The organism is Nitrosomonas sp. (assembly GCF_040256045.1).
Taxonomy (GTDB): Bacteria; Pseudomonadota; Gammaproteobacteria; order Burkholderiales; family Nitrosomonadaceae; genus Nitrosomonas.
In genome coordinates, this window is the sequence record NZ_JBDZWD010000008.1 from 14,247 (window position 1) to 29,981 (window position 15,735).

General features: G+C 49.8%; 13 protein-coding genes. 2 read left to right on the forward strand and 11 right to left on the reverse strand.

Annotated features, from left to right (window positions below):
- Positions 1-8: 8 nt before the first annotated feature.
- The 3 genes from ABUL11_RS02785 to smc form a co-directional block, all read right to left on the reverse strand.
- Positions 9-248, reverse strand: coding sequence for a CDGSH iron-sulfur domain-containing protein (locus ABUL11_RS02785; RefSeq protein WP_350282338.1), 240 nt, complete (start codon positions 246-248; stop codon positions 9-11).
- A 45-nt stretch (positions 249-293) separates the two neighbouring features.
- Complete coding sequence (locus ABUL11_RS02790) at positions 294-1,430, reverse strand: cell division protein ZipA (protein ID WP_350282339.1); 1,137 nt, start codon at positions 1,428-1,430, stop codon at positions 294-296.
- 68 nt (positions 1,431-1,498) lie between these two features.
- Entirely contained in the window at positions 1,499-5,038 is a 3,540-nt protein-coding gene (smc, locus tag ABUL11_RS02795) for a chromosome segregation protein SMC (RefSeq protein WP_350282340.1), read from the reverse strand.
- Between the two features lie 225 nt (positions 5,039-5,263).
- Here smc and queF point away from each other — a divergent pair, with 225 nt between their 5' ends.
- Entirely contained in the window at positions 5,264-5,683 is a 420-nt protein-coding gene (queF, locus tag ABUL11_RS02800) for a preQ(1) synthase (RefSeq protein ID WP_350282341.1), read from the forward strand.
- Positions 5,684-5,727: 44 nt separating this feature from the next.
- Positions 5,728-7,116, forward strand: a complete 1,389-nt coding sequence (fumC, locus tag ABUL11_RS02805; RefSeq protein WP_350282342.1) for a class II fumarate hydratase — start codon at positions 5,728-5,730, stop codon at positions 7,114-7,116.
- Positions 7,117-7,269: 153 nt separating this feature from the next.
- Here fumC and ABUL11_RS02810 read toward each other — a convergent pair whose 3' ends face one another.
- From ABUL11_RS02810 to ABUL11_RS02845, 8 genes are all read right to left on the reverse strand, one after another.
- A complete protein-coding gene (locus ABUL11_RS02810; protein ID WP_350282343.1) occupies positions 7,270-7,410 on the reverse strand; it encodes a hypothetical protein in 141 nt (46 codons plus the stop codon).
- A gap of 284 nt (positions 7,411-7,694) precedes the next feature.
- Positions 7,695-8,936, reverse strand: a complete 1,242-nt coding sequence (locus tag ABUL11_RS02815) for an EAL and HDOD domain-containing protein (RefSeq protein ID WP_350282344.1) — start codon at positions 8,934-8,936, stop codon at positions 7,695-7,697.
- A gap of 6 nt (positions 8,937-8,942) precedes the next feature.
- The gene (locus tag ABUL11_RS02820; RefSeq protein ID WP_350282345.1) at positions 8,943-9,761 is read right to left on the reverse strand and encodes a GGDEF domain-containing protein; all 819 of its coding nucleotides are present in this window, start codon (positions 9,759-9,761) and stop codon (positions 8,943-8,945) included.
- A gap of 297 nt (positions 9,762-10,058) precedes the next feature.
- Entirely contained in the window at positions 10,059-12,446 is a 2,388-nt protein-coding gene (locus ABUL11_RS02825; protein ID WP_350282346.1) for a GspE/PulE family protein, read from the reverse strand.
- Between the two features lie 12 nt (positions 12,447-12,458).
- Positions 12,459-13,223: a 3',5'-cyclic-nucleotide phosphodiesterase gene (locus ABUL11_RS02830; RefSeq protein WP_350282347.1), complete on the reverse strand. Its 765-nt coding sequence runs from the start codon at positions 13,221-13,223 to the stop codon at positions 12,459-12,461.
- Between the two features lie 85 nt (positions 13,224-13,308).
- Positions 13,309-13,734 carry a universal stress protein gene (locus ABUL11_RS02835; RefSeq protein WP_350282348.1) on the reverse strand — a complete coding sequence of 142 codons (426 nt, stop codon included), beginning with the start codon at positions 13,732-13,734 and terminating at the stop codon, positions 13,309-13,311.
- A 97-nt stretch (positions 13,735-13,831) separates the two neighbouring features.
- The gene (locus ABUL11_RS02840; RefSeq protein WP_350282349.1) at positions 13,832-14,551 is read right to left on the reverse strand and encodes a TerC family protein; all 720 of its coding nucleotides are present in this window, start codon (positions 14,549-14,551) and stop codon (positions 13,832-13,834) included.
- Between the two features lie 5 nt (positions 14,552-14,556).
- A complete protein-coding gene (locus ABUL11_RS02845; RefSeq protein ID WP_350282350.1) occupies positions 14,557-15,720 on the reverse strand; it encodes a patatin-like phospholipase family protein in 1,164 nt (387 codons plus the stop codon).
- Between the last annotated feature and the right edge of the window lie 15 nt (positions 15,721-15,735).

Below are 15,735 nucleotides of genomic sequence, written 5' to 3' on the forward strand. Positions count from 1 at the left end.
TCTTCAATTCAGCCAGGAGTGCGAAAGCAGTCACAAAAAGGAATATTTTTTGTTTCCTTGCAGGCACAGAGCCAGACCGGGCCGGTTTCCCTGACAGCGAATACCATAGGATTCATCCCGGTACCCCGGTGAGCACCGTCACAAAATGGTTGTGACTGGCTGAATCCACATCGACACCAGTAATACCGTTTATTGGCTTCCAGTTGAACTTGGATCGGAAATTTGGGTTTCGCCCCGGATTCATCCATGGTTCGATTCCGGCTGACGAGGCTGACAAGTTACAGGTACACCTGTCAGTCAAACAAACTCAGCGCTGTCTTACTACCCGCAGCAATATTACGCGCCGCCATTGTAGATTGAATATCAGCCAATCGCTGCCGGCTTCTTTTCACACCATTCTCGCTCAATGGCACTCTATTATCATCAACCAGAATACCGTTCAGCGTCGATGAAAAAAGCCTGGCAATATGCGCCATCTGGTCAAATACTCTTTCACCGTTCGCGACTCGAGGAACATCCAGCAGAAAAGTAATACCCCGGGTAGTCAGTGTTCGCATGTTGGCAGGTAAAAATGGAGCTGACTCAAAGTTACCCAGTGAAAACATCACCTCATTGGTTTCACTGTCACGATATTTGAACACACCGTCTGATTCCAGCCGGAAGCCGGAAGCTTCTGCCAGTGCCCGAATCTTGGTCCCGACAAAAGCCCCTCCATCCTTACTGATGATATTGATCCCCATAATCACATCGACATCAGCACAGAATCTGTCCAGATCAACTGCCCTGGCATAAGCTTCCGAAATATCGGGACATTCGATTTCCGCCTGAACTTGTGCGGAAAAATCCTCGACCATGTCACGGAATCTCGACAGATTGATTTCAGTGACCGGCCCGGAACGATCTGCAAGCTGCAAACATCCTTTCAGCTGGATATAAGTATTCCTGGGGCTAAGAGTATCGAGCGAGATTTCCTCCCATGACTGCCCTTCTTGCAGACCAAACCAGTGTACCGGCTTACCATAATCAAATTTCTGCTGCAGCAGATCAATCAGTTTCTCGTGTGGGATAGGTAAGCTTGAGCGGATATCGGCAATGTAATTGATCGTGCTGTCGATATCGATCATTTTCTTCTGTATACCGGGCTCTTTCGGTATCGGCTGGTCATCCGCGATTTGCCGATCAACCGAGATATTGGCAGAACCTGCAGCAGTATCCGGTGCAGAGGATGCTTCATCACCAAATTGTGGTTCGATCCGCTCGCTGCCAAACACTGGCTTATGTTCATCATTCAGTAAAACATCATCATGCTCGTGCCTGAATATATTCTGAACTTTGCGATGATAGCGTGCCAGCTGAATCCTGTTGAATATGACGACACCGACAATAATGACTGCGCCGATAATAACCAGACTGATCTGCAAATCACTCATAAACTGTTATCCCCCTTTGGCACGATTATAATCGTTCTACACACACTCAAGTAGTTCATCAACGAATATCAGATGTTTGCGGATAAATCCTCGGCGGCCATGATTTTATCGATATCCACCGTCACCACCCGGGAAACTCCCTGCTCACGCATAGTTACACCGATCAACTGCTGCGCCATCTGCATGGTGATTTTGTTGTGGCTGATGAAAAGAAACTGGGTCTCCCCGGACATACGTTTGACAAGCTCACAAAAACGCACTGAATTACTGTCATCCAATGGCGCATCTACCTCATCCAACAGGCAAAACGGTGCAGGATTCAACCGAAACAGGGAAAATACCAGCGCCAATGCTGTCAATGCTTTTTCCCCGCCGGAAAGCAAGTGGATGGAACTATTCCGTTTACCCGGCGGATGAGCATTCAACTGCACACCGGCATCCAGAATATCCTCACCGCTCAGCACCAGCTCTGCAACCCCTCCACCAAAAATGGAAGCAAACAACCCGGCCAGATTCTGATTGACCTGATCGAATGTTTCTCGCAAACGCTCCCGGGTTTCGCGGTCGATCCGATGAATAGCCTGCTCCAATGTCGTAATGGCTTCACGTAAATCATGAGATTGCTCTTCGAGATGAATCCGGCGTGATCTCAATGCCTCCAACTCCTGTAATGCTGCCAGATTGACCGGCCCGAGAGCAGTGATCTCGCCGGTAAGCCGGTTGATGCGTGTTTGCAGTTTTGCTGGCGATTCATTGATGAACTTCGGCACCATTTCCAGCACAGTTTCACCTGATTCCGCCAACTTGTCTGCAAACCGGGCTTCGGTCATTTCCGCTTCCTGTTCACGGAGCCGCGCCTGACCAACCGCCTCACCACATTCTTGCAGCCGTTGTTCGGCATACATCCGGGTCTGTTCCATTTCCCGCAATGTATCGTCCATATTTTCCAGCTCGTGCCGAACTGCCATCAGCGCCTGTTCATGCTGATCATGCTGCATCTGCCAATGTGCTGTATCCGCTGTCAGTGTCGATTCATCCAGATCGGCGCGAGCGTGCTGCAATTTTTGCATATTCTCCGCCAGAACGACGCTGTTCCGGGTAATCATACCGATACGCCGTTCACAATCAATGACTCTGTTCTGACAATCCTGTTCGCCGAAAGCAGCTTTATGCAACCTCTCCGATAAATGTTGCATCAGTAATCGCTGTGATGCCAGTGCCTGCCCGGATGACTGGCAGGCGGATTCTGCCTGATTTACCTGCGCTTCCAACTCCACTCTTTCTGTCTCACACACAACGAGATCTGTTTCCGCCTGCTGTTTCTGTGACGATTCTTCTTCGATCTGCACCACCAGATCAGCCAGTTCAATTTCAAGTTGAGCCTGCTGTTGCGTCACGCGCTCGATTTGCTGTGTCAACCGCACAACTTGTATCTGCCGATCGTGTTGCTGCGTTCTGATTTCTTCGATCACTTTGCGAAGTTGCACGATATCCGCCACGATCCGCTGATCATCCCGTTCCACCGCAGCCAGCGCCTGCTGCCGGGATAAAACAGACTGTCCGATTTGTTCACATTCTTCCCTGATCTGAGCAATTTCGCGCTGGCGCTGCAAGATACCATGCACTACAGAATCAGGCGCAAAGTAACTTACTCCACAACCAGTCACACTGTGCCCTTCTGCCGTTACCAGCATCTCTCCGCTGGTGAGCAACGATCTTTCAGCCAGCGCAGCTGCCAGGCTGTCGGTGACGAATACGCCGTGCAGCCAGTTTTCCAGCACGGCCTGCGCCGCCGGGCTGCGGCAACTCAGCAATGTACTGAGTGGCTTCCATGTTTGTTGATCCGGCCTGGCAGTATTGACATTGCTTACTGATCGATCCGGCACGAGTTCGCACACGGCCCATTTTGCCGATGGCCGCTGTGCTTCCCATTCCAGTGTCTGTTCCAACCGGTCTACGGTGACTGCCTGGATACGCTCGCGCAGCACGGCTTCCAGCGCTGTCTCCCAGCCTGATTCAATCGAAATCTGCTGCCACAGCCTCGGCAACAGATTCAACTGAAGTCTGGCCATCCACGCATTCAACTCCTGGTTATCCTCGATCTGATCCTGCAAGCGTTGCAGAACATCACACCGGGCATTTGCCCGGGCCATATCTCGCTCAAGCGATTGAATGATTTGCAAGATCGCATCACGTTCATGCTGTACGGTATGCATCTGCGTTTCCAGTATGCTAAGCGAATGCTGCTTCTGCTCCAGCATAACTGCAAGCTCTGCAGATTCCATCTGCAATTCATCCAGTTGCACCGGGTCGATCTCTGGCTGGCTCGACTGTTCTTCCAGCAAGCGTTCGCGGCGCACCATCAGCTGATGCAACGTTTTTTCAGCATACGCCCGCTGGTTTTGCTGCAATTTCTCATTCTGTCTGGCCAGAGCCAGCTTTTCCCGCAACCCGGTCAACTGCACCTGATCCGCTTGCGCAACCGATTCCATTTGCGGCAGCTTCCCGGCCTCCACGGCGTGTTCCCCTTTGCAGGACAAGTGATAATTCTTTGCCTGCTCCAGTTTATCCTGCCAGGACGTCAGGTTTCCGTTGACCTCATTCAGTTGCTGCTCGTGGTTCTGCAGTTGCATCGCAGCCTCGGTAATCTGACGATCGAGCTGTTCTCTGTTTGCACGAATATGCCGAATGCTTTGTTCGATACGTGCAATTTCACCATTGGCAGCATATAACTCTCCCTGAATCTGATGCTGGCGATCATTCACTACCCGGTGGTACAGGCGCAACTCATCCAGCTTTTCGCCTATTTCCTGCATACCGGACCGGATGGTTTCCATTTCCTGCACCAGGCGTTCAACCTCTGCCTGTGCCTGGCGCCGTGATTCGGCGGCCTGCTGCTTGTGCAACGTCCAGAGTGTATGCTGCGCGGCAGTCAACTGCCCGTGCAAATCCTGATAACGAGCTGCACGTTCCGCCTGTGCTTCAAGATACTGCTGCTGTTTGTCCAACTCTTCGAGAATATCGTCTACACGTTGCAGATTGCCACGTGCATCAGTCAGGCGCAGCCCGGTTTCATGACGCTTTTCGTGATATCGGGTAATGCCGGCTGCTTCTTCGAGAAAGGTGCGCAGCTCCTGTGGCCTGGCCTCGATAATGCGGGAAATCATCCCTTGTTCGATGATGGCGTAACCACGCCCGCTGACACCCGTTCCCAGGAACATGTCGGTGATATCCCGCCGGCGCACATGAATATTATTGATGTAATAGGACGATTCTCCATCACGCTGGATTACACGCCTGATGGCAATTTCGCCATAGGATTTCCACTGGCCCGCCGCTTTGCCCGAGCTGTTATCGAATACCAGCTCGACACTAGCCCGGCCGACCGGCTTGCGCATGGCGGATCCATTGAAAATCACATCCTGCAGTGACTCTCCTCGCAGTGCCGAGGCACGTGATTCCCCCAGCACCCAGCGTACTGCATCGATGACATTAGATTTGCCGCAACCATTCGGTCCGACAATCCCGACCAGATTCCCCGGCACAGGCACTACCGCAGGATCGACGAATGTTTTGAAACCGGACAGTTTGATTTCGGTCAGGCGCAATTTGGAAGGTAACAGGTTATAATTTCAGCCAAACAAGTTATTTTAACAGGCTGTCGAAAAACGTGAGCAGCGGATATAGCATAAGACGGAAACGGATAAAACAGCGGAATTTACCGGAAGTAAATAAGCATTTAGGTCTGTTCCAACACAGCAATGCACCTATCAGGGCGTTTCCCAACCTGCTAAACAATTTGCGATTTGCCTGCCGTACACATCGAGGAGACTATGACCACCCAACCTTCGAAGCAACTGGAAATCTTCGAAAATCCCGTACAGACACGCGACTACCGGATTCACATGGAAATACCGGAGTTTACCTGTCTCTGCCCCAAAACCGGACAGCCGGATTTTGCACGACTGATGCTGGATTATATTCCCGATAAAAAATGTATCGAACTCAAGAGTCTCAAGCTCTACATCTGGTCATACCGTGATGAAGGTGCTTTCCACGAAGCAGTGACCAACCGGATTCTGGATGATCTGGTGGCCGCCATGAAACCCCGCTTTATCCGGCTGACTTCGAAATTCTATGTACGCGGGGGTATTTTCACCAATGTCGTCGCGGAACACCGCAAGAAAGGGTGGCGACCCCAGCCGCCTGTATTACTGGAAGCGTTTGAACAGCAATTCAATACCCACGGCTGATCATTCTTTTCTATAAATCCCGCCAACTTTTTCTGGAAACTACCATGGACCAGTATCGCGAAGAATATGACGCAATGGGTACTGTGCGAGTACCTGCGGCCGCTCTCTGGGGCGCACAAACGCAACGATCGCTCAGCAACTTCAACATTTCGGGCGAACGTATGCCACCGGACCTAATCCACGCACTGGCGCTAGTCAAACGCGCCGCCGCCAGTGTCAACCATGATCTGGGATTACTGGACGAGAACATCGCCCGGGCAATCGTCACCGCTGCCGATGAAGTACTGGCAGGGAAACATACCAACGAATTCCCGTTGGTAATCTGGCAGACCGGATCTGGCACCCAGACAAACATGAATATGAACGAGGTACTGGCCAATCGTGCTTCGGAAATTCTGGGTGGTACACGTGGCAAAGATCGCAAGGTGCACCCTAATGACCACGTCAACAAAGGGCAATCTTCCAATGATGTTTTTCCCACTGCTATGCACATTGCTGCCGTGGAAGCTATCTGCAACCGATTAATTCCGGCTCTAGAAACGTTGCGTAAAACCCTGGCTTCCAAATCGGAAGAGTTTTCAGAGATCGTCAAAATCGGCCGAACACATTTGCAGGATGCCACCCCGCTCACACTGGGACAGGAGTTCTCGGGCTATGTTTCACAGCTCGACCATAGCCTAGCTCATCTCGAATCTGCGCTACCGCATCTGCTCGAACTGGCGCTGGGAGGGACAGCCGTAGGCACTGGTCTCAACACTCACCCGGAATTTGCAAAGCGTGTCGCAGCAGAAATTGCACGCCTCAGCGGCTATCCTTTCATAACGGCTGCCAATAAATTTGAGGCGCTGGCGGCGCATGATGCCCTGGTCCATGCACATGGAGTGCTGAAAACACTGGCAGCAGCACTAATCAAAATTGCCAATGACGTTCGCTGGCTGGCATCCGGCCCGCGTTGCGGCATTGGTGAAATCTTTATTCCGGAAAACGAACCCGGTAGTTCGATCATGCCCGGAAAAGTCAATCCCACCCAGTCAGAGGCAGTTGTCATGCTTGCTTGTCAAGTCATGGGCAATGATGTTGCAATCAATCTGGGGGGAGCCATGGGAAATTTCGAACTTAATACCATGAAACCCCTGATCATCCACAATTTTTTACAAAGCACACGTTTGCTCACGGATGGTGCAGAAAGCTTTAATACCCATTGTGCGAGCGGTATTACGGCCAATACAGTTCGAATCAAGCACCATTTACAAGAATCACTGATGCTGGTTACCGCATTTACTCCTTACATCGGTTACGACAGGGCAGCTGAAATAGCCAAAAAAGCCCACCATGAAATGCTGACACTAAAAGAAGCCGCAATCAGGCTAAGTTATGTCACTGCAGAACAATTCGATATGTGGGTTGATCCACGAAAAATGACAGGAAAGTGAAAAAGAAAAGGTGCTGCGAAGAAGAGGGAGAGAAATTTACTGAGCCCGTACAAACGGCCAACCAATTTTAATGAACTGGCTTCTCAAAAAGTAAGGCAACCTAGACCTAGTAGAATCCAGGTTGCCTGAATATAGTACAAAAAATGATAAATATTAGTATTTGCCGCCAATTCCACCAAACCAGATCACAGCACCGATTACAATAAAAGCTGCTGTGCTAACCAAAATTACTTTCCATGCTGCACCATTTTTCTCGATTTCCCTTTGAGTTGTCGCTGCATCATCGTATCCCATGCTTTATCCTCCTAATAATAATTAAACTTTTTATCCTGCCTCGGATAAACTCCCATTCGCGCGGGAAACCGACGGCGACTTTTTAAGTCTAGGTACCCGACACTACCTGCCTTATGTGTTTTTTACCTCTGCAAATCCATAAAGCTAAGAATGATTCTAACCCAGATTTTTTTACAATGGAAGCAACTATTTTGGCAACAACTCAATCCAAATGAGACTGAGAGATTATCATTCCACATATAGCTGCCATACAAAGCAAAAATTCGGCGGATAACCCATGTCAATCAGCACGAAGCCGGCTGATTGATATGATTAGCCCAATCCAGTGCATTGAGCTCTGCTTTTACCAAATCAGGCTGATCGAGAAATTCGAGCTCCACCATAGCTTTCTCAACCTGTTCCGCATTTCCTCTTTCTCTTGCTTCAATCAACCGCAGTTTACAGCCAAGCCGACCTTCACGATGCACGAGGGCACGAATAACTTCATCCGGCATTTCCAGTTTATCCACGATCTGCTGAATTTCCATCCCGAAGAGTGTATCCAGCAAAGACATTATCCCTATCATGAAAGCCCGATCATGGTAATTTTTGTCATGCGGGCGATCAATGGTTGCAATCAGCTCCATCAGTCTTCCACGGATAGCCGCAGTTTGCATCAATGCATTGGCTTCATTCAATTCTCTAGAAGGATCTGCAGCATACAGCAGCAACTGAACCCACCTTCTCAAGGGCCGGTAACCCATCGCAATGATGGCCTGCCGTATTGAGCCGATTTTTTGAGGCAATGCCGCCGCTACCGAATTAACCATCCGCAAAAGGCTGTAACTCAAACCTGGTTCGCGCTTGAGCAATTGTTCTATTTCATCGATTTTCGCATCACGCATCACCAGCGACAGCAACCGCAGAAGAGATAATTTACCGGATTCGATTTTGCCACCAGAAACAATGACCGGCCTAGCAAAAAAATAACCCTGGAACATCTCGAAACCCAGATCCATACACATTCTGGCACGTTCTGGATTATCTACTTTTTCCGCCAGTAGGACAACCGGCCATGCTTTCAGCTTCTGAATCAATTCGCTGATTTCGCTATCTGTCAAGGCCAGCACATCAACCTTGACCACATTGACAATTGGAAGCAATGCACTGATTCTATTGTCAATCAGGGTCACATCATCCAGTGCAAGCTGATACCCCATCTGTTTCAGCTCGGTACAACGCTGCACTACTTCAGGCGTAGCAGAAACTGTTTCCAACAGTTCCAGCACCACATGTTTACTGGACAGCAACAAAATGGTATCGTCCATGAGTAGTTCATGGTTGATATTGATAAACCCACGCAGATTACCCAGTACCTGCTGAATTCCCAGGTAACCATACATATTTACCACCACATTGGCAGAAGCACGGAAACCGTCTGAAATTTTTGCCTGATTATCTTCTGTTGTCCGAAACAGGAGTTCGTATGCGATCAGATTCTGATTACGATCCAGAATCGGCTGTTTGCCCAGAAAAATACTCTCCATTAAACGTTACTCATTAACAGGTGTAATCATTACGCGACTCTTGCCGGAGTGTTTGGCCTGGTAAAGTGCCTCATCTGCACGTTTGAGCAAGGATTTCTGGTTTTCGTGAAATTGTCGAGAAGCAACGCCACTACTAAAGGTAACTAGAACAGAATTACCTTCCATATCCGATAACGCTTTTCTGGAAAAATTATTCTGTAGACGTTGCATCACCCAGACTGCTGATTCCAACGTAGTATCCGGCAACAGTATGACGAATTCTTCACCGCCGTAGCGGGCGACCACGTCACTTGGCCGTAATGATTTCTTTGCCATCTTTACAAAGTGAATCAGGACATCATCACCAAACTGATGGCCATGGGTATCATTGATTTGCTTGAAATCATCCAGATCAAGCATAACCGCACACAATGTATTCTCATTCCGGTCAGCACGCGCTGCCTCTCGCACATAAACAGCATCCAGCCCACGCCGATTGAACGCGCCGGTCATCGGATCGTAATGTATTAACTCTCGCAGTTGCTCCAGCTCCAGTTTGAGTAACTCGATCTGCTTCTCTGTGACTCGCACCTGCTCCTGCGCACTGTACATTTCATTGCTGTAACGCAGATTTCGGGTTTCCCCCAGCACAGTATCCAGGATATTGATAATTTCGTTTACATCACTGGTCTCCCGGATACGACGTGCGTACTGTTCGACCTGCTGACCATACTCATCCGCGCCAACCACTGGATTCCGGTTTTTTACTATCCCTCTGGTCTTTTTCTTGCCGGCAGTCGAAGATTTGACCAACCGCAATCGCTTCTTATCATCTGAAATCTGCATGATCATCCTCCTGAAACTTCACTGTAATCGTCGTAATCACCCGGAGATATCCGAGAGGCTGCCTGGGGAGCACCACTGCAAGCCAGGAAGAACATCATCCCGAAGCATGCCTTCTGCAGCAGCAAGACTAGCAGAATCTATTAGAAGCAAAAGAAGGAATTGGGGAAAATCACGCCGGTTATTCGGGCATCCACAGGCCAGACATTCGGCTACCAGCAAGGCAAGGATGAAAACCAGTTGTACTGAAATTGCCGGATCAGAGCATATTCATACTAACGAAGTACTGCTGCTACAACATTATTTGATACACACTGCCCGTACCTGATGAATATCGGTAATTCCCTGTAACACTTTTTCAATCCCGTCCTGTTTCAGGGTGCGCATACCGTCATGCAGTGCAGTTATCAGCATCTCAGCAACACGTGCGTGTTCCTGTATATTTTTCTTGAGTGCATCGGTAGCAGTCAGCAATTCATGCAAACCCACCCGGCCGGCATAACCCGTTTGTGTACAGTGGTCACAACCAACCGGTTCATACAGGGTAATCTGCCCGTTTTCATCGCCATACTGCTGAACCCAGCGGGATTCGATTTCACGGTAGGCTGCCTTAGGGTCAACCTTGAAGCGCTCGATATTCTTCAGTTCTACACAATACTCTGTCAGCAGCGCATGAATTTCCTCCCGGCTGGCTACGTGAGGTTTCTTACATTTGCACAGTCGCTTGGCCAGACGTTGTGCCAGAATCCCGAGTAAGGCATCAGCAAAATTGAACGGATCCATACCCATATCCAGCAAACGGATGATGGATTCGGGTGCACTGTTGGTATGCAGGGTTGCGAAAACCAGATGCCCGGTAAGCGAAGCCTCGATACCGATACTGGTTGTTTCCTTGTCCCGCATTTCACCTACCATGATGATATCGGGATCTGCCCGCAGAAAGGATTTCATTATCGTGGCGAATGTCAGGCCGGCTTTAGGGTTGATCTGCACCTGACGCAACCCTTTCTGCGTAATTTCAACCGGATCTTCCGCCGTCCAGATTTTGGTTTCTGGCCGGTTCAGGTATTTGAGAATGGAATGCAACGTCGTTGTTTTACCGGAGCCCGTCGGACCGCAGACGAAGAACAGTCCGTAAGGTTTACTGATGATCGATTTCAGTCGTTCCAGGTTGAAGGGGGTAAATCCCATTTTCTCCAGCGGAATCGGTTCCCCAGCAGCCAGAATACGCATCACCACGTCTTCCACACCACCAGCAGAAGGAATCGTCGCGACCCGAAGCTCGATATCAAGGGGGGCGAATTTGCGAAATTTAATCTTGCCATCCTGCGGTTTGCGTTTTTCTGAAATATCAAGATCACACATGATCTTGATACGAGTGACCAGCGGATTGCGGTAACTGGCAGGAATTTCGATATAAGGCATCAGTGAGCCATCCTTGCGAAAGCGAATACTGGTTTTCCCCTTACCTGGTAAAGGTTCGACATGAATATCAGAAGCGCCTGTTTTATAGGCGTCCATGATGATGCGGTTGACCAGCTTGACCAGCTCGTTATCCGCAGCAGCGGAAGCTTCATCCGTTTCAGTTTCTCTGCTTTCTTCTCCGCCATCACCCTCACCTAGATTGGAAAGCATTTCATCGATGCTTCCACCAAGATTCTCGGTTTCATTGCTGCCATAAAACAGATCCAGCATGGCCTGAAATTCGCGCCGGGTACAAACCGTGTAGATGATCCTGCGCTTTGGAAAAATCTGGTTGACGATACGTAACGCCCTGATACGTTCGGGATCCAGAGTCAGGACCATCAGCCCTTCAGTTCCATCATCAATCGGCAGCCAACTGTTGCTCTCGACAAATTCTCGCTTGAGATTCTTGAGCAGATCCATCGGCTTGATCCGATCCGGTCGGTATCGTTCGTATCTCACGCCAAAGAAGACAGCCAGTGCCTCTCCCACCTGTGTCACACTGATACCGAATTCATCGATCAACACATCTTCCAGATCATGACCTGTTTCACGCGCCCGCCTGCTTGCCAGCTCAAATTCATTAGCGCTGATCAAAGCGTTGATGATCAACTGGTCATAACGGGTTCGACCCAGTAACTGCTGCATTTGGCGCCGTCTGAGCGCAACTGCCAGCACCTGACAGATTTCACCCAACTCATCCACAACCTTTTGTGAGAAAGGTTCATCGGCCTTGTTATTGATGAGCTGCATCACACCCAGCAGATCGTTATCACCGGCATTCAGAATCGGTGCCACAAGCATCTGTTTGGTCCGGTAACCGGTCCGCTTATCCACTTCCTGCAAAAAACGCAGATATTCCCCCTGCTCCCTGAGCTCACACCGATCATAAACATCCCCGAAATTGACGACTCTCTTGTGGAGCCCCACAAAACCGGCAATACTATGTTCGTTGATAGGCAGTTTCAAATTCTGCCAGGAATCCAGGCCGATTTTAACGCGTGCCGTAAGACTGGTTTTATCATTATCGAGGGTATACATCGTAAGGCGATCCGCGTTGAAAATCTCGCAGATGTCCCGACTCGTTTCAAATATGATTTCATCAACATTTCCTGCCGCCTGAATCCGGTCAATCACAGATTGCAAACGCCCGTCAGAATTCGGCGGTATTTGAGTATCCGATACAATGCCGGAACCAGCTTCAGAAGTCAGAAATATGCCCATGTTCACTCTATCCTAGAATTCAAATATCTGATTACTCATCAACCTGCGCAGATCAAAACGGCTGACACTGGCAAGAATTTCCTGCATAGTCAGTTCAGCTTCACCCTGACGCAGATGGGTAATGTATATTTCGGCATCGTGTTGCAGTTTATTCAGTTCATCTGCGAGCAAGGCAGGATAGAAATGCCCGGAACGCCTCGCGATATCATGTTTGATATCACTAAAAGCAGACTCGATGATCAGATAGCGCAGGTTGGTAATCCGGTTGATGGCTTCCCACAATTCATCATTGGCAGTGGTATCGCCGGTAAATACCAGACTGGCCTGACCGGAATCGAGCTGAAAGCCCGCAGCCGGAATGGCATGATAAGCAGGCAGCGGTGTGATCCTGCGCGAACCCAGTACTATAGTCTCACCCACCGCAAATGGCTGGTAACGCATATACGGATGAACGGTATCAGGGATACGGGAAAAATCCGGCCACACATGCCAGTTGAAGATATGCTGCTGCAGACATTCCAGCGTCGCTGGCAAAGCGTGCACAGTCAGCGGACGCTCACGCAGACTGCCAGTCGTATCGACCAGAAAAGGAATAAAGGCAATATGATCCAGATGGGAATGCGTGACAAATACATGATCGATTTTCAGCAGATCATCCAGAGCGAGCGTGCCGACTCCGGTACCGGCATCGATCAGAATATCCTCGTCCAGCAGCATTGCAGTGGTATGAGAATTACTCCCGATTCCACCGCTACAGCCCAATACCTTCAATTTCAAGTTTATGAACCCTCCACCCCGGATTTAATAGCAACCGCCAACAGATCATTTGCTTTAACAGATGGAGGATTACGGCTGATTCCCGCTATTTGAGCAACAAAACCGGAACAGTCGAAAGTTGAATCAGTTTGCTGGCAACTGAACCGAGCAATAAACCCTTGACCGCACCCAACCCGCGCGGACCGATAACGATCTGGTCACACTGTATCTCCTCGGCAAATTGCAGGATCATCGTCACCACCTCCCCCACGACGATATGGTGCCGATAGGCAACCCCTTTTTCTTCCAGATAGCCGCGGGCCTGTTGCAGATTTCTAAGACCTTCCTCACGGTAATAATCACCAATCTCTTCCTTGCTGACAAACATGGAAACATTGCCAGTCAGCGGCATCCGCACGTTCAGCAGGTGAATCTCCGGTTTTTCACGGTACCAGTCGAGCCTTTTCACAAACTCCTCGACAGCCCGTCCGGAAGCTTCAGAACCATCGATCGGCAGTAACATTTTTAACATAAAGCGCCTCTCTTTCACGTGTGTTTCATCACAGACTATACTTCGGTGCAAGGTCACAGCCCGTTACATCATTGCCTGCTCCGCCGGATGATCCGTTTCAATCTTTTCCCAGTAAATCCATGGACATTTGCGCTTTTTTCTGTATCCGGATCGTTAGCCATTTTCCGATCCCGATCACCAGCAGCGAACAGGCTGCCGGCACCAGCCATTGCAGATAGACAGCCCGTGTTGCAACCCATTCCTGACTAACCGTATCACCTGTGAGCAAATCACCGGCAATCCAGCCGAGTAAACCGGCACCGATGACAACAATGACAGGAAAACGCTCAATCCATTTCATCACCAGTTTGCTACCCCAGATGATGATAGGAACGCTGAATAAAAGACCGAATATTACCAGCGTAAGACTGTCTCTGGCTGCACCGGCAATTCCCATGACATTATCCAGACTCATCACCGTATCGGCGATGATGATGGTTCTGATCACGCCCGGCAGGGTCGTCGCTCCCCCTTTCACAACCGGCCCGCTTTCGCTGGCAGGCTCCGGCAATAGCAGTTTAACGCCGATCCACAGCAACAACAAACCACCAATAATTTTCAGATAAGGCAACGCCAACAGCTGGAGCGCAAAAAAGACCAGCAGGATTCGTATAACGATCGCCCCCGCCGTTCCCCAGAATATCCCCTGATTACGTTTATTCTCCGGCAGATTCCGGCATGCCAGCGCAATTACCACGGCATTATCCGCACCCAAAGCAATATCGATGGCAATGATCTGAAAAACGGCAATCCAGAACTGTGGATCAGTCACTTCCATATTTTCTACTCCTGTCGCTCGGAAATAAATGCAAATACCTCATCCCGCTGACGCAAGGTGTCCCGGTAGCCCAGATCGATCAGGGCCCGGCAAAAAGGAGCCTCAAACAATACATAACTGAGCATGGCAGAACCCTTCGGACCCATTGCCCCAGCAGCATGGAAAAAGTAGCGGATTGGGCGCGGCAAACTGCTGGCATACGCTTGCGTCAGCTCATCGATCCTTTCGCTGGGTGTAATCACCATACAATCCACCGTACGCAGCGCAGAAATGCTTTCCATTTGTGTCTCAGGAATCAGACTCAATGTCTGATTGATACGCTGCAAACGCTCAAGATCACCATCCAGGGTATCGACGAAAATACTATTCATCACATGCCCGGCAATCTGCGCCAGCGGCGGATATCCGGTCACCTTGACACGTTCGCAATCTGTTTCCTTTTTCTCGTTCACACCAATCACCAGTAAGCGGTCTGCACCGAGATGCAATGCGGGACTAAGCGGTGCAAGCTGCCGCATGGAACCATCACCAAAATACTCACGATTGACCCGGATTGCCGGAAAAATAAATGGAATTGAAGCAGATGCCACCAGATGTTGCATACCAATACGTGAAGGAACACCAATGCGTTGCGCACGCTTCCAGGGAATAACGCTGGGATTAGCCTGATAAAAAGTAACTGACTGCCCGGATGCATACCCCCAGGCCGTTATTCCTAGTGCGTGCAATGCCCCTGCATGAATGCTCCTGCGTATCCCCCTGAAGGGCAAATGACAAGCTAGCAGCTGTCTAAGCGGGGTGTTGTCCAACAGCGAAACAGGCTTACCCGCCATTCTGCTCGACACGATCGAACCAAAATAACGCAACGCATTATGCAGCACCCCGATCAAATCAGAGCGATAGATCTGGGCAGTATGGAGATTGCTCCATACTGCTTCCAGTCGCTTGATCCCCGTAGAAAAATGGGTTGCAGCCATGGCAAGACCAGCAGCATTGATTGCGCCGGCGGAGGTACCACAGACAACCGGAAAAGGGCTGCAAGCGTGCGGAGGCAATATCTCGGCAATTGCGCGCAGCACGCCAATCTGATAAGCGGCTCGCGCACCACCTCCAGTCAGAACCAAACCCAGTCTCGACGGTTGAGAGCCCTGTGAAACAATTTCGTCCACTGGCAATTTACCTTG